This window comes from Devosia neptuniae, from assembly GCF_025452235.1.
Lineage (GTDB): Bacteria > Pseudomonadota > Alphaproteobacteria > Rhizobiales > Devosiaceae > Devosia.
Genome location: NZ_CP104965.1, coordinates 3,257,538 through 3,282,355, shown reverse-complemented (window position 1 = coordinate 3,282,355; position 24,818 = coordinate 3,257,538). Strand labels below are relative to the sequence as shown.

The 24,818-nt window shown below is 61.9% G+C and carries 18 protein-coding genes and 1 pseudogene; 10 read left to right on the top strand and 9 right to left on the bottom strand.

All coding sequences use genetic code 11. From position 1 onward, the window contains the following. Positions 1-49: 49 nt before the first annotated feature. From prfB to N8A98_RS18910, 4 genes are all read right to left on the bottom strand, one after another. Positions 50-1,175 (bottom strand): peptide chain release factor 2 gene (gene prfB / locus N8A98_RS18925; RefSeq protein WP_113120284.1). Its coding sequence is split into 2 segments (ribosomal slippage): positions 50-1,105 and positions 1,107-1,175, totalling 1,125 coding nucleotides; the frame shifts between segments, so codons are not numbered across the junction. A gap of 69 nt (positions 1,176-1,244) precedes the next feature. Continuing rightward, entirely contained in the window at positions 1,245-1,682 is a 438-nt protein-coding gene (locus tag N8A98_RS18920) for a peptide deformylase (RefSeq protein ID WP_262172068.1), read from the bottom strand. 60 nt (positions 1,683-1,742) lie between these two features. Then, the gene (locus tag N8A98_RS18915) at positions 1,743-4,196 is read right to left on the bottom strand and encodes a penicillin-binding protein 1A (RefSeq protein WP_262167645.1); all 2,454 of its coding nucleotides are present in this window, start codon (positions 4,194-4,196) and stop codon (positions 1,743-1,745) included. A gap of 190 nt (positions 4,197-4,386) precedes the next feature. After that, the gene (locus tag N8A98_RS18910; protein WP_262167643.1) at positions 4,387-5,628 is read right to left on the bottom strand and encodes an N-acetylmuramoyl-L-alanine amidase; all 1,242 of its coding nucleotides are present in this window, start codon (positions 5,626-5,628) and stop codon (positions 4,387-4,389) included. Positions 5,629-6,233: 605 nt separating this feature from the next. On the opposite strand from N8A98_RS18910, the gene N8A98_RS18905 reads away from it, so the two are divergent. From N8A98_RS18905 to N8A98_RS18895, 3 genes are all read left to right on the top strand, one after another. Continuing rightward, positions 6,234-8,915 carry an Rne/Rng family ribonuclease gene (locus N8A98_RS18905; RefSeq protein WP_262167641.1) on the top strand — a complete coding sequence of 894 codons (2,682 nt, stop codon included), beginning with the start codon at positions 6,234-6,236 and terminating at the stop codon, positions 8,913-8,915. Positions 8,916-8,981: 66 nt separating this feature from the next. Then, positions 8,982-9,665, top strand: a complete 684-nt coding sequence (locus tag N8A98_RS18900; RefSeq protein ID WP_262167639.1) for a helix-turn-helix transcriptional regulator — start codon at positions 8,982-8,984, stop codon at positions 9,663-9,665. A 66-nt stretch (positions 9,666-9,731) separates the two neighbouring features. Then, positions 9,732-10,106: a VOC family protein gene (locus tag N8A98_RS18895; protein WP_262167637.1), complete on the top strand. Its 375-nt coding sequence runs from the start codon at positions 9,732-9,734 to the stop codon at positions 10,104-10,106. On the opposite strand, the gene N8A98_RS18890 is transcribed toward N8A98_RS18895, so the two are convergent. Beyond that, positions 10,107-11,252: a pyridoxal phosphate-dependent aminotransferase gene (locus tag N8A98_RS18890; protein WP_262167634.1), complete on the bottom strand. Its 1,146-nt coding sequence runs from the start codon at positions 11,250-11,252 to the stop codon at positions 10,107-10,109. Positions 11,253-11,403: 151 nt separating this feature from the next. Between N8A98_RS18890 and N8A98_RS18885 the strand changes: the two genes are divergently transcribed. The 6 genes and pseudogenes from N8A98_RS18885 to N8A98_RS18860 all read left to right on the top strand — a co-directional run bounded on the left by N8A98_RS18885 (position 11,404) and on the right by N8A98_RS18860 (position 16,127). Further along, entirely contained in the window at positions 11,404-12,258 is an 855-nt protein-coding gene (locus N8A98_RS18885; RefSeq protein WP_262167632.1) for a DsbA family protein, read from the top strand. Between the two features lie 94 nt (positions 12,259-12,352). Beyond that, positions 12,353-12,790 carry a type II 3-dehydroquinate dehydratase gene (gene aroQ / locus N8A98_RS18880; protein WP_113120276.1) on the top strand — a complete coding sequence of 146 codons (438 nt, stop codon included), beginning with the start codon at positions 12,353-12,355 and terminating at the stop codon, positions 12,788-12,790. Positions 12,791-12,825: 35 nt separating this feature from the next. Further along, positions 12,826-13,314 (top strand): acetyl-CoA carboxylase biotin carboxyl carrier protein, encoded by a 489-nt coding sequence (accB, locus tag N8A98_RS18875; protein WP_262167630.1) that lies wholly within the window; start codon positions 12,826-12,828, stop codon positions 13,312-13,314. 12 nt (positions 13,315-13,326) lie between these two features. Then, positions 13,327-14,672 (top strand): annotated as a pseudogene (accC, locus tag N8A98_RS18870) (acetyl-CoA carboxylase biotin carboxylase subunit). Between the two features lie 43 nt (positions 14,673-14,715). After that, positions 14,716-15,351 (top strand): leucyl/phenylalanyl-tRNA--protein transferase, encoded by a 636-nt coding sequence (aat, locus tag N8A98_RS18865; protein ID WP_262167628.1) that lies wholly within the window; start codon positions 14,716-14,718, stop codon positions 15,349-15,351. Further along, positions 15,348-16,127 (top strand): APH(3') family aminoglycoside O-phosphotransferase, encoded by a 780-nt coding sequence (locus N8A98_RS18860; RefSeq protein WP_262167626.1) that lies wholly within the window; start codon positions 15,348-15,350, stop codon positions 16,125-16,127. Before aat ends, N8A98_RS18860 begins: the two co-directional genes overlap by 4 nt. Before the next feature lie 22 nt (positions 16,128-16,149). On the opposite strand, the gene N8A98_RS18855 is transcribed toward N8A98_RS18860, so the two are convergent. From N8A98_RS18855 to N8A98_RS18845, 3 genes are all read right to left on the bottom strand, one after another. Continuing rightward, on the bottom strand, positions 16,150-16,647 hold the full coding sequence (locus N8A98_RS18855; protein WP_262167624.1) for a GyrI-like domain-containing protein: 498 nt from the start codon (positions 16,645-16,647) through the stop codon (positions 16,150-16,152). A gap of 91 nt (positions 16,648-16,738) precedes the next feature. Further along, on the bottom strand, positions 16,739-17,149 hold the full coding sequence (locus N8A98_RS18850) for a DUF2155 domain-containing protein (RefSeq protein ID WP_390888783.1): 411 nt from the start codon (positions 17,147-17,149) through the stop codon (positions 16,739-16,741). A gap of 34 nt (positions 17,150-17,183) precedes the next feature. Further along, positions 17,184-17,567: an NADH:ubiquinone oxidoreductase subunit NDUFA12 gene (locus N8A98_RS18845; RefSeq protein ID WP_262172066.1), complete on the bottom strand. Its 384-nt coding sequence runs from the start codon at positions 17,565-17,567 to the stop codon at positions 17,184-17,186. 651 nt (positions 17,568-18,218) lie between these two features. On the opposite strand from N8A98_RS18845, the gene N8A98_RS18840 reads away from it, so the two are divergent. Next, positions 18,219-21,932: a vitamin B12-dependent ribonucleotide reductase gene (locus tag N8A98_RS18840; RefSeq protein ID WP_262167622.1), complete on the top strand. Its 3,714-nt coding sequence runs from the start codon at positions 18,219-18,221 to the stop codon at positions 21,930-21,932. Between the two features lie 398 nt (positions 21,933-22,330). Here N8A98_RS18840 and N8A98_RS18835 read toward each other — a convergent pair whose 3' ends face one another. Beyond that, the gene (locus N8A98_RS18835; RefSeq protein WP_262167619.1) at positions 22,331-24,565 is read right to left on the bottom strand and encodes a hypothetical protein; all 2,235 of its coding nucleotides are present in this window, start codon (positions 24,563-24,565) and stop codon (positions 22,331-22,333) included. Positions 24,566-24,818: the final 253 nt, after the last annotated feature.

Here is a 24,818-nt window from a genome sequence, read left to right as displayed (position 1 = left end):
CCCACCCTCGTTCCTTCCCCTCAAGGGGGAGGGAGGAAGATCGGGGCTCCTATTCGGCTTCCGCCACGTCCGTTGCGACACCGACGCGCTGCGCCAATGCGGCTTCCATGAACTCGTCGAGGTCGCCATCCAGCACGACCGAGGGCTGGCCGCTTTCAACCCCGGTCCGCATGTCCTTGACCATCTGGTAGGGCTGCAGCACGTAGGAACGGATCTGGTGGCCCCAGCCGATATCGGTCTTGCTGGCCGCCTGGGCGTTGGCCGCTTCTTCGCGCTTCTGCAATTCGGCCTCATAGAGACGCGATTTCAGCATGGCCATGGCCGTCGCACGGTTCTTGTGCTGGCTGCGTTCCTGCTGGCAGGCCACGATAATGCCCGAGGGCACGTGCGTGATGCGGATCGCCGAGTCGGTGGTGTTAACGTGCTGCCCACCGGCGCCGGAGGCGCGATAGGTGTCGATCTTGAGGTCGGACTCGCGGATTTCGATGTCGATTGAATCATCGACCACCGGATAGACCCAGCAGCTCGAAAAGCTGGTATGCCGCCGCGCGGCCGAGTCATAGGGGCTGATACGCACCAGGCGATGCACGCCGCTCTCGGTCTTGAGCCAGCCATAGGCATTGTGGCCCTTGACCAGAATGGTCGCGGATTTGATGCCGGCTTCTTCGCCGTCATGCATTTCCATGACCTCGACCTTCATCTTCCGGCGTTCGGCCCAGCGGGTATACATGCGCAGCAGCATGTTGGCCCAATCCTGGCTTTCAGTGCCGCCGGCGCCCGAATGGATTTCGACATAGCAGTCATTGGCGTCGACTTCGCCCGATAGCAGCGTCTCGATCTGGCGACGGCGGGCCGTCTGCTTGAGCTCGATCAGCGCGTCTTCGGCGTCCTTGACAATATCGGCGTCGCCCTCGGCTTCGCCCATTTCGATCAGCTCGGTATTGTCGCGAATACCGGCCTCAAGCTCGCGCACCGCCTTGACGGCCACATCGAGTTCGTCGCGCTCGCGCATGGCAGCGCGGGCCTTTTCCGGATCGTTCCAGAAATCGGGAGATTCGGTTTGCGCGTTCAGCGCGTCGAGACGGACTTCTGCAGTATCCCAGTCAAAGATGCCTCCTCAGCAGGGTCAGAACCTGCTCGATTTCGGCGACGGTCTTTTCGATTTCCGTACGCATGGTCTATTCCTTCAAAACTGGCGCCCCGTGTAGCGGAGTGCGGGTTGAGGATCAACCTTTCGGCGGCAATTATGCCCGCCGGCTCTTGTCGAATTTGCGCAAAGCCGCATCGCGCTTCAGCCGCGATACGCGGCTCAAAAAGAAGATGCCGTTGACCTGCTCGATCTCGTGCAACGCAACTCGCGCCACAAAGCCTTCGAGCCGCTCACGCTGCCGGATACCATCGGCATCATCATAGGCGATTTCGGCCCAGACTGGCCGCTGTACGACCACTTCGATGCCCGGCATGGATACCGATCCCTCCGGCCCACTCGCTGTTTCCTCAGCGACCGCCACGATCTCGGGGTTGTACAACAGCCGATAATCACGCTGCGCTGGATCGCTCGCCATAGACATGACGGCCAGCGGTTCATTCTCGCCGAGATGGGCCGCCGCCAGCCCATAGGCCTGCGCCTCCCTGGCCGCCGCCAGCAGCCGGTCCCCTGCTTTCAGCATCGAGTCGTCCACGGGACGCGGTGTGGCCGCCCGGCTCAATGCGGGATGCGGATAGACGACGAAATCGGGCACTTAGAACAGGCCGCCGCGACCGGAATCGGCACTTGGCTGGGCCATATAGCCATTGCCATATTGCTGCTGCATCTCCTGCTGGCGCTGGATGGCATCGGCCGCATTGACGCCCAGGCCAATCACCGAGGTCGCGAGGTTCGGCCCGGTACCGGGCTTGAAGGATTCTTCGATGCCACCTTCGCCATTATAGGCCTGCACGCCCGAATTAGGATTGATCCAGGCTGTCGTCATGCCGGGAGGCACGTTGAACGGGGTGGCGGGCGTGCCGGCCAGCGCCTTCTGCATGAACTCGGTAAAGATAGGCGTGGCAAACGTGCCGCCGGTCACCGAAGAGCCCATGGAGCGCGGCTGGTCATATCCGACATAGACGCCCACGGCGAGCTCTGGCGTAAAGCCGACAAACCAGGCATCCTTGTAGTCGTTGGTCGTGCCGGTCTTGCCGGCCACCGGGCGGTTGAGCACCTTGGCGGCAGTGCCGGTGCCGCGTTGCACCACGCCTTCCATCATCGAAGTGATCTGGTAGGCCGTCATCGGATCGAGCACCTGCTCGCGATTGTCGATGATGCGCGGCTCGCCCTGCCCATTCCAAGCTTCCGCCTGGCAGCCCTCGCAAGTGCGCTGGTCGTGGCGATAGACCGTCACGCCATAGCGATCCTGAATCCGGTCGATCAGCGTCGGCACGATCTTGCGTCCGCCATTGGCGATGGTCGCATAGGCCGCCGTCATCCGCATATCGGTGGTTTCACCGGCGCCGAGGGCCATGGCGAGCACCGGCTGCATACTGTCATAGACCCCAAACATCTTGGCATATTCGGCCACCAGCGGCATGCCGATATCCTTGGCCAGCCGCACCGTCATGACGTTGCGGCTGCGCTCGATGCCGCGCCGCAGGGTTTGCGGACCATAAAATTGCTGCGCGTAGTTTTCTGGCCGCCAGATCGAGCCGTCCGAGTTGCGGATTTCCACCGGCGCGTCGAGCACTACGGAGGCCGGCGTATAGCCATTGTCGAGCGCGGCAGCATAGACGATTGGCTTGAACGAGGAGCCCGGCTGGCGCAGCGCCTGCGTGGCGCGATTGAATTCGGATTCGGCAAAGGAGAAGCCGCCCACCATGGCCAGCACGCGCCCGGTGCGCGGATCCATGGCCACCAATGCGCCTTCGATCTCGGGCACCTGCTCCAGCGTGTAAATGCCAGCCTTGCCGACTATGGGCGAGACATAGATCACATCCCCCACCTTGAGAATGCTCGATAGCGGCTTGGAAACCCACTTGATTTCAGGGCCGGACAGCGTGCCTTCCACCCGATCGTCGGCAATGGCGCCGTCCACCGTCGAATCGGGCCGCAAGCCGATCCGGGCCTCGTTGCCGTTCATTTCCAATACCACCGCCAGCTGCCATTCCGGCACATCGCTGAGCGGCTTGACCTTGGCGACAGCAAGGCCCCAATCCTCGCCGATCTCGATACTGGCGACCGGTTCGCGGAATCCCCGGCCGTGATCATAGGCAATCAGCCCATCCATCAGGGCCCGGCGCGCATAGCCCTGCAGCTTGGGGTCGAGCGTCGTGCGCACCGAAAGCCCCCCGCCGTAGAGCTGGTCTTCGCCGTAAAGCTTGGCCAGTTCGCGCCGCACTTCCTCGGTGAAATACTCCGCCGCATAGAGCTGGCTGCCACCGGCGCGCGGCACGACATTGAGTGGCTCTTCCTTGGCAAGCGCGGCTTCTTCCGGCGTCGCATAGCCATTCTCGACCATGCGATCGATCACCCAATTGCGGCGCTCGATGGCGGCCTGCGGGCGGCGGAAGGGGTGGTAATTGTTCGGCCCCTTGGGAAGCGCTGCGATATAGGCGGCTTCGGCCAGGTCGAGCTGGTACAGCGCCTTGTCGAAATAGTTCAGGGCCGCGGCTGCGACGCCATAGGAATTGAGGCCCAGGAATATCTCGTTGAGATAGAGTTCGAGAATGCGATCCTTGGAAAAGGTCGACTCGATGCGGATGGCCAGCAGCGCTTCCTGGATTTTGCGGTCCCAGGTCTGCTCGGAGGTCAGCAGGAAGTTCTTGGCCACCTGTTGCGTGATGGACGAACCGCCCCCCTGGATCGAGGAATTGCCATCCATCCGCGCCATGAGATTGTCGCGCACGGCACGGAACACGCCGTCCACGGCAATGCCGCCATGGCGGTAAAAGTCCTTGTCCTCGGCCGACAGGAACGCGTTGATCACCAGCGGCGGCACGGTTTCGATGGGCTGGAACAGCCGCCGTTCGCGGGCAAATTCGGCCAGCAATGTGCCATCGGCGGCGTGCACGCGCGTCGTTACCGGCGGCTGGTAATCCTTGAGCACCGTATAATCCGGCAGTTCGGCAGAGACAGTCGTCAGGTAGACGGCACCGCCGGCAACAGCGGCCAGTGCCAAAAACATACCAAAGCCAAAGAACCAGCCGAGCAAACGCAGCATATAGATAGTCTCTCCACGGGGCCCTGCCCGATCAATGGCAGCATGCCCGCATAGCGTCGCCGACGTGGCGCTGATAACACCCGTCGTTTCTGTTTGGAATCATACCAGAAGCCGCGCGGAATGTGCATCACAAGCCCGCACTTATCGGCAGGTCCCTGCCGTTGAGCGCCGCCGTGACGGATTTATCACATCACTCGTCGGTCTTGAGGCTATCGAAATAAGTCGAGATGCCCCGCGCCAGCGCATTGGCGGTGCGTTCCTGCCAGTCGCTCTGCATCAGATTGGCCATATCCGTGGCATTAGACAGAAAGCCCAGCTCGATCAGCACCGAGGGCACGTCGGGCGCCTGCAGCACGAAGAAATCGGCCTGGCGCACCGGAAAGCGGCGCAGTTCCACACTGGGCTCGAGCTGATGCACGATGGACTGGGCGGCCATGTAGGATTGCTTACGCATTTCCCGCCGCATCAGGTCGATCAGGATATCGACCACTTCCGGCGCCATTTGCGGCATGGTGAAGCCGGCGATCACGTCGGTCTTGTTCTCATTGTCCGCCAGCACCTTGTCGAGCACATCGGTCGCATTCTCGTCCCGCGTATAAACGCTGGCGCCACGGATTTCCGGCTGCTGGAAGCTGTCGGCATGCAGCGAAATGAACAGGTCGGCCTTGTTGCGGCGGGCCAGCGCCACCCGTTCCTCAAGCCGCAGGAACGTGTCGTCCTCGCGCGTCAAAGCCACGTCCACGCGCCCCGACTCAACGAGCAATTGCTGCAGCTTGAGTGCAAAGGCGAGGACGATATCTTTTTCCTTGATGCCGTTGGCCGCTTCCGCACCGCTATCAATGCCGCCATGACCGGGATCGATCACCACCAGCGGGCGCGTCGCGATCGGCAATTCAGAACCACCTGCTGGCGTGGATTGCGCCGGGGCCGCGGCAATATCGGTGGAGGCCGCCTTGTCCTTGGTGACGTTTGCGGCAAATTCCTCGGGCGTCGCCGGAATAATATCCACCACCAGCCGCGCCGGCTGATCCTCGAACGCGTCCAGCACATAAGCCTGCTGCACCTGCGCCGGCTGAGCCAACGTCAGAATCGTGCGGACCCGGTCCGGCGCCGCCTGTTCGATCTCGTAGCCCGAAACAATCCCTTCGCCCGCCGGCTGGCCGGTCGGTTCGGGTACCGAAAACGTTGCGGCTCGCACATCGATGGCCAATCGGTTCGGCCCATCCAGCGATACCAGCGCAAACTCGGTCTTGGCAGCCAGATCGACGATCAGCCGCGCGCGCTCCGGCGTGTCGGACACTCGCACGTCCATCACATTGGGCAGCGCCGGCAGCGGCGTCGCCTCTTGGGCCCTTGCAGCGGCTGAAAGCACAGCGCAAGCCAGCACCATTGCGGTCACCGGCCATTTGATGGAGCGGAGAAATTTGAACAAGACTGGAACTGCCCCTATGTCACGGCTGCCGCAATGCCAGAAAGTTCGGGCGATTCTGCGGCGCCAAGGCTCTTATGCGATGATTTGCCCGGAGGGCCAATAAAGCCTGTTTGAAAAGTCGGGCACAGGCGCTTTTTGACTTTCCTGTTGCCAATCTGTTGCAACCCCCCTACACGCTATAGATGAGGCGCAAGCTTCCTGCGGCACCAGTTCGCGTTGGCTAGAGGCTGACGACATTGGCACAGGAGGTGGGCCGGCAACGGGGCGAAGAGACTTCCCGAAAGCCGGTTCAGAAGCGGCAAATCCTGCGCTTCTCGACAAATTTCGGTCCGTTCGGACCGGACGGCTGCTGGCATTTTTAGATGCGAGCAGCCCAATAGGAAGAGGTCAGATGGCCCGCAGGCGGACAAAACGCGACGCGATCGATGTAAACGATTGCCGTTTTGCTACGCTGCATCTCTCGGCCATGACCATTTATGCCGGCGCACCCAACACCTCCGTTTCGCGCGCCACTACCTTCAAACCATTCGCCTCGCACAGCGCCATGAGAAGGATGCCGGCTTCCCGGCGGCCTCTTGTCGGCGCGCGAGCGCGCGGAGTTTATTATGGCTACCAAGAGAATGCTGGTGGATGCCATCCACCCGGAAGAAACACGGATTGTCGTCACATCGGGTAACAGGCTCGAGGAATTCGACTTTGAATCGGCGACCCGCCGCCAGTTGCGGGGGAATATCTACCTCGCCAAGGTAACGCGCGTTGAGCCTTCGCTACAGGCCGCGTTCATCGAATATGGCGGCAATCGCCACGGTTTCCTCGCGTTCAGCGAAATCCACCCCGACTATTACCAGATCCCCGTTGCCGACCGCGAAGCCCTGCTGCGCGAAGAGCACGAGGAAGACGATCACCATGACGAGGCAGCCGACGAGAATATCTCGCTGCCCGAAGGCGTGACCGAGCCGGACGCCGAAACCGATACTCAGGACATGGAAGGCGCCAGCCATATCGAGCAGGCACCGGCCAATACCGAACCGGTCGAATCGATCGGCGGCGCGGATGCGCTTGAGGAAGTTCCCGAGCGCCGCCGCCAGAGCCAGAATCGCCGTCACTACAAGATCCAGGAAGTGATCAAGCGCCGCCAGGTGATGCTGGTGCAGGTGGTCAAGGAAGAGCGCGGCAACAAGGGCGCAGCTCTGACGACCTATCTGTCGCTCGCCGGCCGCTATTCGGTGCTGATGCCCAATACCGCCCGTGGCGGCGGCATTTCCCGTAAGATCACCAATGCTGCCGACCGCAAGCGCCTCAAGGAGATCACCAGCGATCTCGAGGTGCCGCAGGGCATGGGCGTCATTCTGCGCACGGCCGGTGCTTCGCGCACCAAGGCCGAGGTCAAGCGCGACTTCGAATATCTGATGCGCCTCTGGGAAAGCGTGCGCGAACTGACCCTCAAGAGCCAGGCCCCATGCCTGGTCTATGAGGAAGGCTCGCTGATCAAGCGCACCATTCGCGATCTCTACAACAAGGACATCGATGAAGTGTTCGTGGCAGGCGATGACGCCTATCGCGAAGCCAAGGACTTCATGCGGATGATCATGCCGAGCCACGCCAAAAACGTGCAGCTCTACAAGGAAGATCAGCCGCTGTTCTCCAAATACGGCATCGAAGCCCAGCTCGATTCCATGTTCTCCCCCACGGTCACCCTGCCCTCGGGCGGCTATATCGTGATCAATCCGACCGAGGCCCTGGTCTCGATCGACGTGAACTCGGGCCGCTCCACCAAGGAGCACAATATCGAGGACACCGCGCTCCAGACCAATCTGGAAGCGGCCGACGAAGTTGCGCGCCAGTTGCGGCTGCGCGATCTGGCCGGCCTCATCGTCATCGACTTCATCGACATGATGGAGAACCGCTCCAATCGGGCCGTCGAGCGCAAGCTCAAGGACTGCCTGAAGGACGACCGCGCCCGCATCCAGGTTGGCCGCATCAGCCATTTCGGCCTGATGGAAATGAGCCGGCAGCGTATCCGCTTCGGCGTGGTCGAAAGCTCCACCCATAAGTGCCCGATCTGCGATGGCACGGGTCTGGTGCGTTCCACCGAGTCGCTGGCGCTGATGATCATGCGCCATATCGAAGATCACGTGCTGCGCCGCCAGGGCCAGTCGATCAATGTACGCGTGCCGATCGAAGTCGCGCTCTATATCCTCAATTTCAAGCGCGACACGCTGACGGCACTGGAAATCCGCAACACGCTGTCGATCACCATCACGGCCGACAGCAAGATGACCGGGCACCAGTTCGCCATCGAAAAAGGCGAGGCCCGGGTCTCCGCCTATGCCGATCAGCGCGCCACCGAGCATGTCCGCGTCGATAGCGCCGTCATCGATGACAGCGCCGATGACGATATCATCGAGGAAGAAGACGAAGAACAGGCCGAAGAGGCACCAGCCGAAGCCGGCGAACGCCAGGCAGCCGAGAACGGCGAAGGCCGTCGTCGCCGTCGCCGCCGCCGTCGTGGTGGCGAGCGTGGTGATGAAGGTGGTCAGCGTCCGCCTCAGCAGCGTGCCGCCCAGCAGCCCGCTATCGAGGCCGATGCCGAAGATAGCGATGATGAAGGTGAAGAGGGCGAAGAGAATACCGCCTCCGCATCCTCGGATGCCCGTGCCGATGACGAGCCGCGCAAGCGCCGCCGTCGCGGTCGCCGTGGTGGCCGCCGCAATCGCCGCGAGGGCGAGGAAGGCATTGAGGGCAGCGAGGGTTCGCCCGCGACTGCCGGCGATGCCGAGCCGGTCGAAGCAACCAGCGAGACTGTGGCCGAGGCAGCACCTGCTCCCGAAGCTGCATCCGAGCCAGTCGCTGTAGAGGCAGAGCCTGCGGCCGAAGCGCCGGCCGAGAAGCCGAAGCGGACGCGCCGCACCCGCAAGACCGCCGAAGTGCCTGCCGAGATGGCGGTGGCGGAAGTCACCCCCGTTGAAGCGGCCCCGGAAGAAACGCCGGTAAGCGACGAGAAGCCCAAGCGGAAGCCCCGCACCCGCAAGCCCAAAGCTGAGGCGGCAGACGCCGCACCGGCCGAAGCCGCGCCAGTCGCGAGCGTGGCTCAAGCCGCGCCCGCTGCGGCCGAGCCGGTCGCTGCGCCTGAGGCCGAAGCGCCCAAGCCGCGCCGCGCCAAGAAGGAATTGCCGGCGGAAGGCATTGTTGTCTCCTCCAGCGCGCCAAAGGCCGAGGGTGATACGCCCGACGAGCCGGAAAAGAAGAAGGTCGGCTGGTGGCAGCGCCGGCTTGGTCTCGGCTAGGCCACTTCAACAATAATTTCAGAAAGGCGGCACCTGTGCCGCCTTTCGTCCTTTTGGACCACTGACATGTCCCGCGCCGCCCGTCTTCTCGATCTACTGCAAGCCCTGCGCAACCGCTCAACGCCGGTCAGCGGGCAGGATCTGGCTGCCGAACTCGGCATTTCGATCCGCACGCTCTATCGCGACATCGCGACCCTGCAGGGCCAGGGCGCCGATATCCAAGGCGAGCCGGGCCTGGGCTATGTGCTGCGCCCCGGCTTCACCCTGCCGCCGTTGATGTTCAGCGCTGATGAAATCGAGGCTCTGGTGCTCGGCTCCCGCTGGGTAGCCGCCCGCTCGTCGGATAGCCGCCTCAGTAGCTCCGCCCAACAGGCGCTGAGCAAGATCACTTCGGTCCTGCCCGCCGACCTGCGCGATCGCGTCGAGGCCACCACTCTGCTGGTACCGCAGGGCGCCAATGCCGACAGCATCGATGCCGCCGAAATCCGCCTGGCTATCCGCGACGAGCGTAAGATCACCATCGGCTATCGCAGCCTCGACGAGGCGGTTTCCCGCCGCACGATCTGGCCCTTCCTGATCGGCTTTTTCGAGGAGGCTCGCATCGTCGCCGGCTGGTGCGAATTGCGGCAGGACTATCGGCACTTCCGTGTCGACCGGATCGAGACCGTCGAACGCCTCCCCGAGCGCTACCCCAAACGCCGGGCCGTCATGCTGCGCGAATGGCGCGCCCTCTACACCAGGAAAAGCTGAACGCCACTGCCGGAAACTGACAGTCCCTGCGCCTAGAGTGACCTCCATCAGAACAAGGAGGTCGCCATGACCACGTTGAATTACATCCTGCTTGCCGTCGCCGATCCGCTCAAGAGCGAAACATTCTATTCGCGCCTGCTCGACATCCAGCCGGTCGAGAAGGCCCCTACCTTCGTGCTCTATGTCCTTCCCAACGGCATCAAGCTGGGGCTGTGGATCAAGGACGAAATGGAGCCCAAGCCCCTGCCCGCCGGTGGCGTCGAAGTGACGTTCACCGAACCCGACAGGGCTGCCGTGAGCGCCACCTACGCGACCTGGAAGCAGCGCGGCGCCACGATCGTGCAGGAGCCGTCCAACAAGGATTTCGGCTTCACCTTCGCCGCCAAGGACCCGGACGGCTATATCCTGCGCGTCTTCGCCCGGGCGGAAAACCCGCGGTAGCTACCGCAAAACCTTAGCCATGCGGTCAAGCGCCAGCTCGATAGACTCGCGCTTGCCCGCATAGGAGAGCCGCACGAAATGGGCGCCATCTGTCCGGTCGAAGTCGATGCCGGGCGTGATGGCGACCCCGGCGTCTTCCAGCATCGATTCGCAAAACGCCATGGAATCGTTGGAAAACCGGCCAATCCCCGCATAGGCGTAGAACGCGCCGTCGGACGGGCTACCGATCTCAAAGCCCAAACTATGCAGCCCCTCATCCAGCAGCGCGCGGTTGACCGCATAGCCCGCCTTTTGCTGCTCCGAATAGTCGCGCTCGCCCAACGCCGCCGTGGCCGCGATCTGGCTCAGCGTCGGCGCCGAGATGAAGAGGTTCTGCTGCAGGATTTCCGCCCGACGGATCAGCTCATCCGGCAACACCATCCAGCCGATGCGCCAGCCGGTCATGCAGTAATATTTCGAAAAACTGTTGATGATGATGGCGTCACGCGTCAGCTCAAGCGCACTGACCGAAGGGCCGCGATAATCCAGCCCATGGTAGATTTCGTCGGAGATCAGCCGCACGCCAAGCCGTTTGCAGGTCGCCACGATATCGGCTAGCCCTGCCCGATCGACCGCCGCGCCGGTGGGATTGGCGGGGCTGGCGAAGAGCAACCCCTCGAACGGCTCACGCGCATGGGCCGCCGCAATGTCCGCGCCGGTCAGGCGCCAGCCATTGCCCGCATGCAGCGGGATTTCCGCGATGCCGAAGCCCAGCCCGAGCAGCGTATTCACATAGGCCGGATAGCCCGGTCGCGTGATGGCGATGCGGGCGCCAGGCCGGAATGCCGTATGAAACGCCAGGATGAACCCGGCCGACGATCCCATGGTGCAGACAATCGAATCGGGATCGACCGAAACGCTGTGCTGCGCCGCATAATAGGCCGTCAGCCCTTCGCGCAGCTCCCCCAGCCCCTTGGCATTGGTATAGCCATGCGCGTCGGGCAGCACGCGGCGCACCGCCTCGATCACCTTGGGCGCCGGCGGCGCGCCGGGCTCGCCCACTTCGAGATGGCACACCGTGCGCCCGGACGCCTCGATAGCCTTGGCGCGCTTGAGGATTTCCATGGCGTGGAAAGGCATCAGGCCATCATTGGGCGCGTCAGTCATGGCAGGCTCCAGAGTTTCATCCGGCCTAGCCCGAACAGCGTTGCGCCTCAACAACAATTGATAATGAGACGCACCGCCTGTTCATCCCTGGCTGCTATTGTGGGCAAACCTCTGCTAGAAGGCAGGAAACCAACTAGCCGGAGCCTGCCCTATGTCGCGCGTCACCCTCGCTCTCGTCGCCCTGGTGGGCATTCTGGCTGGGGCGCTCGGCTATTCGGCTTTCAACAAGCCCGCTCCACAGACTACCGATGCGGTAGCCGTGCGCGCCATCGTTGATGCGGCCCTGGCAGAGCGCGACGCGGCCGAAAAGCCCCAGGCAGTCGCGGCGATCGACCCGGCCCAGCTCAATCCCCTGATCGAGCAATATCTGCTGAGCGACCCCAAAATCCTGCAGCGCATGTCGGTCGCCCTGGATAGCACCTTGCAGGCCGAACAGCGCGAGCAGTCGACCTCCGCCATCGCCTCCATGCGCGACAAGATCTACAACGATCCCGACCAGGTCGTGCTCGGCAACCCCAAGGGCGATGTCACGCTGGTCGAGTTCTTCGACTACAATTGCGGCTATTGCCGCAGCGCCCTGCCCGATCTGGCGACCCTGCTGGCCGAAGACCCCAATCTGCGCGTCGTGCTCAAGGAATTCCCCATTCTCTCCAACGAATCGATTGATGCCGCCCGCGTGGCCGTGCTGGTCGGCAAGGCCGATGTCGATTACTGGAGCTTCCATGAAGCCCTGTTCTCCGCTCGTGGCCAGGTGGACAAGGGTGCGGCCCTCACTGCCGCGAGCGAACTGGGCCTGAGCCCCGTTACCCTCGAAATGCAGATGGGCGAGCCCCGCGTTTCCCAGGCGATCCAAACCTCTTACGAGATCGCCAAGGCACTCAACATCACCGGCACTCCCACATACATCATCGGCAATGAGATCATTCCGGGCGCTATCGGGATCGATGAATTGCGCTCGCGGATCGCCAATATGCGCGAATGTGGCGAGGCACAGTGCCAAGGGTGATCACGCTGGATATCGCGCGCCTTTTGCCTTTTCGGTGCATTTCGTGTAACCGGCCTTGCGTCGGCCGGAATGGCCGGTGCACAAGGCAAAAATAATGGCAAAGCGCGTTCTCGTCCTCAACGGCCCGAACCTCAATCTGCTCGGCATGCGCGAGCCCGATATCTATGGGCACACCACGCTCAGCGATATCGATGCTCTTTGCCACACTGCGGCGGACGAACTGGGCCTTGCGGTCGATTTCCGCCAGTCCAATCATGAGGGCGAACTGGTCACCTGGATTCAGGAAGCCCGCGGCACTGCCGACGCGATCCTGATCAATCCGGCCGCCTATTCGCATACCTCTGTCGCCATTCATGACGCGCTCAAAGCGGTCGGCCTGCCGGTCGCCGAGGTGCATCTGTCAAACATCCATCAGCGTGAGCCGTTCCGGCACCACTCCTATGTCTCGGCTGTCGCCTATGGCGTCATTTGCGGCTTTGGGGCGGCGGGGTATAGACTGGCTCTCCACGCTTTGGCCGAAAAACTCAAATAACGCTTCGACGCGGGAAACGCGGGAGAGATAGAAGAATGACAAAGTCATCGCAGGTGGATCAGGATCTGATCCGGTCTATTGCCGAACTGCTCAACAAAGAAAACCTGGCCGAGATCGAGATCGAGCAGGAGGACTTCCGGGTCCGCGTCACCCGCTCCTACGCCAATGAAGGCGTGACCTATGCGGCTCCGCCGATGCAGTACATGCCCCAGCATGCCGCCCCGACCTCGATCGCCCCGGCCGGCTCGGTTCCCGCTGCCGTGCCCGCCGTCGAGGACCTCGCGTCCAATCCCGGCACCCTGACTTCGCCCATGGTCGGCACCGCCTATCGCTCGCCCGAGCCCGGCAAGCCACCCTTCGCCGATGTCGGCACCAAGGTTTCCGAAGGTCAGACCGTTCTCATCATCGAGGCGATGAAGACCATGAACCAGATTCCGGCGCACCGTTCGGGCACCATTACCCGGATGCTGGTCGATGATGCCCAGCCCGTCGAATATGGCGAGCCGCTCGTCGTCATCGAGTAAGGGGGAACTTCCATGTTCCAGAAGGTCCTCATCGCCAATCGCGGCGAGATTGCTCTGCGCATCCTGCGCGCCTGCAAGGAGCTCGGCATCCAGACCGTGGCGGTGCACTCCACCGCTGACGCCAATGCCATGCATGTGCGCTTGGCCGACGAAAGCGTCTGCATTGGTCCGCCATCCGCCAAGGATAGCTATCTCAATATCCCGGCCATCATGGCCGCCTGCGAGATTACCGGCGCCGATGCCGTCCATCCTGGCTATGGCTTCCTCTCCGAGAATGCTCGTTTCGCCAAGATCCTGACCGAGCACAACGTCACCTTTATCGGCCCGTCCGCTCATCACATCGAGATCATGGGCGACAAGATCACGGCCAAAAAGACTGCTGTCGAGCTTGGCATTCCCGTCGTTCCGGGTTCCGCCGGCGCGGTGGAAAGCGACGAAGAGGCGATCAAGACCGCCAAAGAAATCGGCTATCCAGTGCTGATCAAGGCAACTGCCGGTGGCGGTGGCCGTGGCATGAAGGTCGCCAAGACCGAGAAAGACGTTCTCGAAGCCTGGTCGACGGCACGCACCGAGGCCAAGGCCGCTTTCGGCAACGATTCCGTCTATATGGAAAAGTATCTCGGCAAGCCGCGCCATATCGAGGTGCAGGTGCTGGGCGATGGCCAGGGCAATGCCGTCCATCTGGGCGTGCGTGACTGCTCGCTGCAGCGCCGTCACCAGAAGGTCTGGGAAGAGGCCGGTGGCCCCACCATCCTGCCCGAGGAACGCGACAGGATCGGTGAAATCTGTGCCGCCGCGATGCGCAAGCTCTCCTATTCAGGCGCTGGCACGATCGAATTCCTCTACGAGAATGGCGAGTTCTATTTCATCGAAATGAACACGCGCCTGCAGGTGGAGCACCCGGTCACCGAGCGCATCACCGGCATCGACATCGTCTATGAGCAGATCCGCGTTGCATCGGGCGAAAAGCTCTCGATGACGCAGGACGCCGTGCAGTTCTATGGCCACGCCATCGAAGTGCGCATCAATGCCGAAGACCCGCAGACCTTTGCGCCCTCGCCCGGCACGATCACCTTCTACCACCCAGCCGGTGGCGTGGGTGTGCGCGTCGATTCGGCGGTCTATCAGGGCTACAAGATCCCCCCTATTATGACTCGCTGATCGGCAAGCTGATCGTTTACGGTCGCACCCGCGAAGAATGCCTGCAGCGCCTGCGTCGCGCCGTGGACGAATTCGTGGTCGATGGCGTCAAGACCACCCTGCCCCTGTTCCAGCGGCTGATCAAAGAACCCGACATTATCGCGGGCAATTACGACATCCACTGGCTTGAAAAATACCTGGCCGAGAACAAAGTCTGATGGAAGGGGCGCTGCGGCGCCCTTTCTTTTGCAAGGATCGAGCATGTCGCGGCCCAATCCCTTCGATGTCGAGATCACCCCGGAATTGATCGTGCGCGCCTACCGCGCCGGTATTTTCCCCATGGCCGAGGATGCCGAGGACGAGGACCTGTTCTGGGTCAGCCCCGAACATCGCGGGATCATTCCACTCGATGGCTTCCAGCTCAGCACAAGCCTGCGCAAGGCAATCCGCAAGAGTTCCTTCGTCATCCGCGTCGACACCGACTTCCCCGCCGTGATCGAGGGCTGCGCCACCGTGGGCAAGGACCGTAGCTCCACCTGGATCAATGCGACCATCCGAGGCGTCTATGGCGAACTGTTCCGCCGCGGCATCGCCCATACGGTGGAGGTCTGGGACGGCCCCAACCTGGTCGGCGGGCTCTATGGCCTGGCTATCGGCGGCGCATTCTTCGGCGAGTCCATGTTCCACCGCGCCACCAATGCCAGCAAGATGGCCATGGCCCATCTGGTGGAGCGCCTGAACGCCGGCGGCTTCGTGCTGCTCGATACGCAATTCGTCACCGACCATCTGGCCTCGCTCGGGGGCGTCGAAATCCCTCGCGCCGAATATGAAGAGCAATTGGCGGCGGCATTGCAACTCGAGGGCGACTGGTCGGCATGGGACCGCCGCGACCAATGATCCCCGAAAACCTTCCGCCTTCCTGGCGTGCCAAATATGCCGACGCGATTTGGCAACGCCAGACAATCGGTGAATCGAACGCCTCGGTCTATCGGCTGACGCCGGCCGGCGGCGCTCCCTTATTCGTCAAGAGCGAGCAATACACGGCCTTGGCCGAGCTGCCGGGCGAGATCGCCCGCCTCGACTGGATGGCGCAGCACGGCGTTCCCTGCCCCCGCATCATCGATGTCGCCGATCATGCCGACGCCCATTGGCTGTTGATGTCCGCCGTCCCCGGCCATGACCTGGCTTCCGGTGACCTGTCCCCGGACCGGCTCATTCACCTCTATGTCGAGGCCTTGCAGCCGCTGCACGCCCTCAATATTGCCGATTGCTCCTTCGACCAGCGTATCGAAACTCAATTGTCCCGCGCTGCTGTCCGTGTCGCGGCAGGCTTGGTCGATGAAGACGATTTCGATGATGATCGTACCGGCTGGACCGCCATCCAGGTTCTCGACGCCGCAAGGCAGACTGCCCCCGCCAACGAAGACCTGGTGGTCTGCCACGGCGACGCCTGCCTGCCCAATCTACTCGCGGACAATGGCGCTTTCACCGGCTTCATCGATTGCGGCCGTTTGGGGATAGCCGACCGCTATCAGGATCTGGCACTGGCCCATCGCAGCCTGGTGTTCAACCTCGACACCCATTGGGCAGACGCCTTCCTCGCCGCCTATGGCATCGCCAAGCCCGACCGCGAACGCATGGCCTATTTTCGGATGCTGGACGAGTTGTTTTGAACGCTCGTCCAGCTCAGCGCCCCTATCCCTTCACCTTGAATGCCAGCCGCGTCTGCCATTTTTCAGGGTCAGGCTCTTCACTCGGGTCAGTCTCGTAAATCTCGAGCCGGCAGGCGAAATAGTCATCCTCGCCTTCAGTCTTCATATCCAGCTCGGTTTGGGTAAGCCGAACCCAGCCGATCAGCATGGCATTTGCGCCCATCAGCCCGTCATAGTGGCCGAACCAATCAAGCGTTACGAACTTGCCGGCGGGCAGCATGCCGGTTTGGACGCGCCCTTCGCCCTCCACAGACCTGGCAATGGGCACGCCGGCCTCGACATCGAGCGTTTTGCTCATGTTGATCCGCCGGTAATTGTAGAATGGCGCCCCTACCGGCTCGATGCCGCGCTGGCCCAACCAGCTGAAAAGGGCGGGAAAGCCCTCGTCAGCCGGCTGCTTCATCTGATCCATCCGCACGGTGAACGTAATGAAGGCATAGGGCTGCGCCGGGCGCTCGACGATCTCTGGCAATGTAAGCATGGGTCATTCCTCCTGTTGAGCGGTCGAAATCGCCCCTCGCCACTATGACGTGCGATAGTCGCCGTTTTCGACAGAGGAGACAGAAAAGTGGCTAACCGCGCGCGTCGGGCGGCGGTACATCCGAGCTGGTCTTGCACTCGATCAGCCACACATCATAAACCGCGTGGTCCACCGCATTGAGCGCCGGACTATCGGCGAACATCCATCCGGTGAAGATTCGCTTGGAAGTGCCTGTCAGGCTTCGCTGATCCACTTCCAGAAACGCCGATATGCGCTGCGTTTCGGTCGATGGCCGGTCGTAACAGGCGCGCGGCGTGATCTCGAGGGCGCCGAACAGCACGGTTTCCCCGATATAGACGTCGAATTGGGTGATGCGGCCCGTGATCTTGTCCAGCCCGGCAAACGTCGCTACCGGATTGGCAATCGGCTGTGCCGTGGCCGGGCCGGCAAAAGCCAAAAGCGCCAATGCCGCAACAGGCATCAGCGCTTTAACAGATGTCAAAACAACTGCGGTCAGGCGCAAGTGGCCGGCTTTCTCACTCAGGCGACCAAGCGTCGTAGTCGCCGGTAACGCGCGGGCGTTCGCCCTTGTTCAGCATGCTGCCATCGGGCCGATAGGCCGCGGCCGTGCCGGTCAGGTTCGGCTCATGCGGCTTTTCCCAGGAGCGGGCCACATAATTAGCCTCTGTCGGCACCACGTCGGTGCGGAAATGCATCCAGCCATGCCAGCCGGGCGGAATCGCCGAGGCATCGGCGGGACCGGCATAAGTCACGTAGCGCCGGTTCGCCTTCTTGTCCTGATAGTACTTGTTGCCCAATTCGTCTGTGCCGACGAGGTCGCCGTAGCGCCAGATCCACAGGCGCGTTCCCCAGGTCTGGCCATGCCACCACCGGAAGATTTCGAGCAGGAAGTCCTTCATGCCGCTAACCAAGTTCATGCCGCGAACGGCGTTGCAATCTGGTGCGGGTGTACCACGCACCTCGGGTTGCGCCTAGCCCTTGTGGCGCCATCAACAGCTTGTGCGCATCCACAACGCCAACCCGCCCCGGAATAATGAACTTGACTCAAATTGTGACGCGATTCGCGCCATTGCCGGGCATGGTTAATTGCACCGATTGCGGCGTGATGGCGGCATCTGAAGTGCCAGATTTTACGCCGCTTTAGCGGACTGTTCTGGTCTTTCGCCAGAGGGTTTCCGGGAGGGTAAAAATAGTCACTGCGGCACCCCTCAATGGTCCAAAATGCCTTGCAGATTTTCCCCGCAATCCACATATTACACCTACTAGAGCTAGTTCCCGCCCAGCGCCCCACCACTACAATTAGTTTTTCTGTCGTTGACGCTGGGTTTGAATCGGCAGAGTGTTTTCGACGGGCCGCAGCGTTCCAGTTGCGGACAAGTCCCGGAGGCGAGTGGCGGCAACAAGACCGTCACCAAATCCAGGCACGGGGCAAGTTTCGGCAGTCCGGGCACCGGGCGCCGGGTTGGTAGCGTCAAAACAGATTTGAATGAGAAGCCGGGGTTCGGCTCGCGGGCACCTATGTGCCTGCTACATTGGGGATTACGACGACAATGCGCATTGAACGCCGCTTTACGACAGCTGATCAGGACCGTTACGGGTCGCTCGAATTCCGCTCGGCGACGAGCGAGATTCGCAATCCCGATGGCTCGGTCGTGTTCAAGCTCGAAGACATCGCGATCCCCTCCACCTGGAGCCAGGTCGCAGCAGACATCATCGCCCAGAAATATTTCCGCAAGGCCGGTGTCGCCAAGGTTCTCAAGAAGGTCGAGGAGAATTCCGTTCCCTCCTGGCTGTGGCGCTCCGTCCCCGACGAAGCTGCGCTCGCCAAGCTGCCGGAAGCCGAGCGCTATGGCTCGGAAATGGATTCCCGCCAGGTCTTCGATCGCCTGGCCGGCACCTGGACCTATTGGGGCTGGAAGGGCGGCTATTTCGACAGCGAGGAAGACGCCCGCACATTCTTCGACGAGCTGTGCTACATGCTGGCCAGCCAACGCGTTGCGCCGAACTCCCCGCAATGGTTCAACACCGGCCTGCACTGGGCCTACGGCATCGACGGCCCCGGCCAAGGCCACTTCTATGTGGACCCCTTCACCCACAAGCTGGTGCAGTCCAAGAGCTCTTACGAGCACCCCCAGCCCCATGCCTGCTTCATCCAGTCGGTCAATGACGATCTGGTCAATGAAAACGGCATCATGGACCTCTGGGTCCGCGAGGCGCGCCTGTTCAAATACGGTTCGGGCACCGGCACCAATTTCTCGGCCCTGCGCGGCTCGGGCGAAAAGCTCTCGGGCGGCGGCAAGTCCTCCGGCCTGATGAGCTTCCTCAAGATCGGCGACCGCGCTGCCGGCGCCATCAAGTCGGGCGGCACCACCCGTCGCGCCGCCAAGATGGTCGTGATCGATATCGATCACCCCGATATCGAGGAATATATCAACTGGAAGGTCAAGGAAGAGCAGAAGGTTGCGGCTCTCGTGACCGGCTCCAAGGTCGTCTCCAAGCACCTCAAGGCGATCATGAAGGCCGCCGTGAATTGCGACGGCACGGGCGATGATTGCTTTGACGTCGCCAAGAACCCTGCCCTCAAGCGCGAAGTGCGCGCTGCCAAGAAGGCGCTGGTGCCGGAGAACTACATCTACCGCGTCATCCAGTTCGCCAAGCAGGGCTATACCGATCTCGAATTCCCCATCTACGATACCGATTGGGATAGCGAAGCCTATCTGACCGTCTCCGGCCAGAACTCGAACAATTCCGTCCGCGTCACCGACGATTTCCTCAGGGCTGTCGAGAATGACAGCGATTGGAACCTGACGGCCCGCCAGTCCGGCAAGGTGGTCAAGACCCTCAAGGCGCGCGACCTCTGGGAACAGGTCGGTTACGCCGCCTGGGCCTCGGCCGATCCGGGCATTCAGTATCACACCACCATCAACGAGTGGCACACCTCCCCCGCAGCCGGTCCGATCAATGCATCGAACCCCTGCTCGGAATATATGTTCCTCGACGATACGGCCTGTAACCTCGCCTCGGTGAACCTGCTGCCCTATCGCAACCAGGACGGCACCTTCAACACCGCCGCCTACGAGCACACCGTGCGCCTGTGGACCATTGTCCTCGAAGTCTCGGTGATGATGGCCCAGTTCCCGAGCCGCGCCATTGCCGAGCGTTCCTACGAATACCGCACGCTGGGTATCGGTTACGCCAATATCGGTGGCCTGCTGATGACCTCGGGCATTCCCTACGACTCCGACGAAGGCCGCGCCATTGCCGGTGCCGTCACCGCCATCATGACCGGCGTGAGCTATGCCACCTCGGCCGAAATGGCCAAGGAACTCGGCCCCTTCAAGGATTACAAGCGCAACGCCAAGCATATGCTGCGCGTCATCCGCAACCATCGCAACGCCGCCTATGGCAATGCGTCAGGCTATGAAGAGCTCTCGATCAACCCCGTCCCGCTGGACCACGGCTCGCTGACCGACGCCAACCTCAGCGCCCGCGCCAAGATCGCCTGGGACAATGCTCTGGCGCTCGGCGAACAGCATGGCTATCGCAATGCCCAGGTCTCGGTGATCGCCCCGACCGGCACGATTGGCCTGGTCATGGATTGCGACACCACCGGCATCGAGCCCGACTTCGCCCTGGTGAAGTTCAAGAAGCTCGCCGGCGGCGGCTATTTCAAGATCATCAACCGCGCCGTGCCCCCGGCCCTGCGCACCCTCGGCTATTCGGAAGCCCAGATTGCTGAAATGGAGGCCTATGCGGTCGGCCATGGCAACCTGAACCAGGCTCCCGGCGTCAATCCCACCACGCTGCGCGCCAAGGGCTTTACCGACGACAAGATTGCCGCGCTCAACGCTGCAACCGCTTCGGCCTTCGACATCAAGTTCATCTTCAACCAGTGGACCCTGGGTGCCGATTTCCTCAAGTCGCTGGGCGTCACCAATGAGCAGATGAACGATTTCAGCTTCGAGCTGCTGCCGTTCCTGGGCTTCTCCAAGAAGGACATCGAAGCCGCCAATATCCATGTCTGCGGCGCCATGACGCTGGAAGGCGCGCCCTTCCTCAAGGACGAGCATCTGCCGGTATTCGATTGCGCCACCCCCTGCGGCAAGATCGGCAAGCGGTATCTCTCGGTCGATAGCCACATCCTGATGATGGCTGCCGCCCAGCCCTTCATCTCGGGCGCCATCTCCAAGACCATCAATATGCCCAACGACGCCACCGTCGAAGACGCCAAGGAAAGCTACATGCTGTCCTGGCGCCTGGCGCTCAAGGCCAATGCGCTCTATCGCGATGGCTCCAAGCTCTCCCAGCCGCTCAATTCGTCCGTGCTTGCCGCGGCCGATGATGAGGACGACGAGGACTCGGCCGAAGAGCTGGTCTCGATGAACGCCGCCGCCCGTGCCCCGGCCATTGCCGAACGCATCGTCGAGCGGATCATCGAGCGCGAAGTCGAAGTCCGCAATCGCGAGAAGATGCCCGATCGCCGCAAGGGCTATACCCAGAAAGCCGTTGTGGGTGGCCACAAGGTCTATCTGCGCACCGGTGAATATGACGATGGTCGCCTGGGCGAGATCTTCATCGACATGCACAAGGAAGGCGCTGCCTTCCGGGCGATGATGAACAATTTCGCCATCTCCATCTCGCTGGGCCTGCAATATGGCGTGCCGCTGGACGAGTTCGTGGAGGCCTTCACCTTCACCCGCTTCGAGCCTGCCGGCATGGTCATGGGCAATGACCGGATCAAGAACGCCACGTCGATCCTCGACTATGTGTTCCGCGAACTGGCCGTGTCCTATCTCGACCGGAACGACCTCGCCCATGTCAATCCGGACAGCCCGACCTCGCTCGGCAAGGGCGTTGCCGAAGACCAGGGTGCGCGCCTTGCCGCGCCCGCCCCGGCTCCGGTGCCCGCCGAGCGCTTTGTCTCCCGCGGCATGACCCGCGGCAAGGTGGCCAACAAGAGCCTGATGATCGTCTCCGGCGATCACCAGTACAATCCGGTCCAGGCCATGCAGACCTCGACCGTGACCGCCCTGCGCTCGGCCACGGCCCTCAAGATCGACCCGACCCCGACGGCCCTCAACGCCGCCGAACTGGAGCCCATCCCCTCCCCGCCGCCCTCAGCTGACAAACACCAGCTCCGCGCCGAAGCCCAGATGAAGGGCTATACCGGCGACCAGTGCAGCAATTGCAATTCCATGCGGATGAAAGTCAGCGGGCATTGCATGGTGTGTGAGGATTGCGGGACCACGACTGGGTGCTCGTGATCGAATAGACTATCCGTAGCTGCGCATAGAATTGTTATGCAAAACAAGGCAGCCCGGGAAACCGGGCTGTCTTTGCTATTGCTGGTTCGGATAGGCGTGCCGATCAATCCCCAAAAGCTGCCGTTCCAAAGCTAGCTTCTATGGCAGAGATGGGGTGGGTTGCAGACTGGCAGCTTTGGGAGCTGCCTGACGAGAACCGGACGGTCCGAGTGGGGTTGCGCACTCTGAAGTGGAACCTTTTGCGGTAGGTGGCGCAGGAGCGGGAAGAACATGAGCCGCCAATTGGCACAGCTGACCTACAACCAGCGCTCATGACGGTCTGGTACCCGATGGCCACACCAATCTCCCCTTGCGGCGCCCATCCCAAACTTCCGTGGTAGGCAGTCGCCGATCGTTCGCTAGAGCGTCACGGCACGGCCAGACATCCGTTCCGCATCCCTATATATGTGCGCGTTGTCTGCGGTTTTCGTCCTTGGAACCGCCACTTGAACCTGCCGCGCATCGACGATGTCGCCGCCCGCATGCGCCGCCACCACAAGTCCGACAACACTCATCGCCTGCACGGCGATCGCCGCGGCACTGGCTTTGTCTTGCATCGAGGCCCAATCTAGAGGGGAATCTGCCCGTTGAAGCCACACGAACAGAGGAGTTTCGCCCGCAATCACAAAGTACCGCGCAGGATGCTCTTCGAGGGTCCCACGACACTTCTCAAGCATCTTGGCAAGCTCGACACGGGTGTTCTCATCGTAGTTGCGGATATGGCTCTCCGCCCCCAGCCGACCGGCTGCGCCCGTCTTTTCTAGAGCCGCGAGCAGCTGCAAAACGCCGTCAGGAAAGGCTTGGCGCGGAATGGGGCGCGCCTCCCAATCCTCCCCTTCGAAGTGACGGTCCACTTTCTCACTCATGCCGTCCCAGATTATGAGGCCGGGCCGCTCTTGTGCCCGCTGCTGATCCGCGATCTCCATGTCAAAGCGGTTCTTCCAGATGTAGGCTCCCAAATGGTCCAGCTCGTCGAACAGGTGGGCGCCGCGCATGGCGGCGACGGCCTGGCGAACCTCCATGTAATGGGCAAATTCACCGGCCGAGGGCAGGAATCGCCGCAGCACGAAGAGGTCGTCAATTGAAAGTGACACGAATGCGTGCTTCCCCAGTAGCGGTAGGATTTCCGGCAGTTCCTTGCAGAAGGCGGAAAACGGCGAGAACGACTCCACCGTAAGGCCAATAGGAAACTTGGCGCGATAGTCCGCGCGCCGAAGGCGGCCGCACTCGAGGTACTTCTTGCCCGTCCAAGTGAAAATCGGCACCTCGTCCGCGGAGTCGAGATAGTCGAAAAATCTCCTGCACTGTTTGTAGGCCTTGACCACAAGGTCCTGCACCGCTTGCGCGTGGCGATCGAAGTCGAGGGCGGGTGAGGCGATTGTGGCGGCGGCACCCGCTTTGGCCTCAACCAGAAACAGCACGTCGTCGAGAAGAATGAGCGTGTCATTCTCTACCCACTGCCGGCTTACGGGGTCACGGTAGTAGACCTCGTTGTAGATCGTCGCGCCCTCCAGCTGCGAAGATAGCAGGTCAGCGAATGCGGTCTCACCCAAAGCCTTCTGGCGGCCCTCAAAGTCCTTTTTGTACTCCGGCTTGCGATTCAGCAGGTTCCAAAGCAACGCCCGGTAGCCAGCGTCGCGAGGCAGGCACGGGTCGACGGCGTAGTATTCCTCGCCTAGCTGGATCAGCGGCTTCTTCCGCGCGGGCAACGTCCTATATGGTGTCCCTGCATAGGGACCGGGATTAAAGAACTCCGTTTCCTCGCCGCGTCGGTAGGCGAGGTCGGCCAGAAGGTCGCCGGGGAGCTTCGTGTGACGGCTCACGTTGCTTGTGCCACCCTTGACCATGTCATCCATGGCAAGCGCCGCCGCCTTCATATCAGCGGCATGGATTTCGGCCCACTCGGCCGCCGCTTCGTCAAACGACTTCCCCCGCGCCTCCGCAAAGGCTTGTGCGGCGTCAAACTGTTTGGTGACCTCGTCAAAGGCATTGGCGTGGCCGGCACGGGCAGCGTCAGCCATATCCTGAAAGCCCGCCGCAATGTCGGCGGCGCCCACGCCATAGGCATCGCGCAGCATCCCGTCGTGGGGGGCCAGCACATAGGCGAAAAATTCGCCTTCAAGGACCTGGTATCGATTTCCCCGCAGCATGACCCAGTTGGATTTCGCGCGGAACTGCAATTCAGCCGTGCTTGGTCCAAAGATGCCGGTTTCCGCGTCTGCCGACGTGGCCATGGCGTGGATGATGGCCTGCATTCGCAGTTTCTTGCTGAGTTCACCAAGTTCGACACAGGCGGCCTCGTCGAACTCCGCGTCCGCCTCGGGGTCCGACGCGAGGACAGCGTGGACGTATTCAAGCAGGAACTGGCTATCGTTGATCAGGTCTGACCGCGCTGCGTCCGTTTCTTCCGGGTTTTCCGCGTCGAATTCAAACATAGCACCCATAACCCGCTGCGCCTGGATGTATCCCAGCAGGTCGTGCGGTGGCTGCGTGACAATGATCGCCCGCATCCGTGCAGCCAGTTCCTCCATCTCTAAAAGGAGAGAGGCGGCCGTTGCCTGCCGCTGGTCTTCAGTAGTGCTCTCGAATGCCATGTTTACCTCCGCCTGAACGCTAGCCCAAGATTGATGCTTTGGCATCTGGCTCGGTTCTACAATGGTGCTAGGGGCGACCGATGTGCCAAGTGGGAGGTGGCTGCGGCCACCTCATAGTTGGGTAGTCTGACAGTGTCCGCTTTTCGGAATTCGCCAAGTCCAATCGACCGACCGCAATGGGGTCGAAATCGGCCATTGCAAAAAACTTATCCCCGCCCCAAACCCCTATGTCACTATACCCCCATCCCCGCCA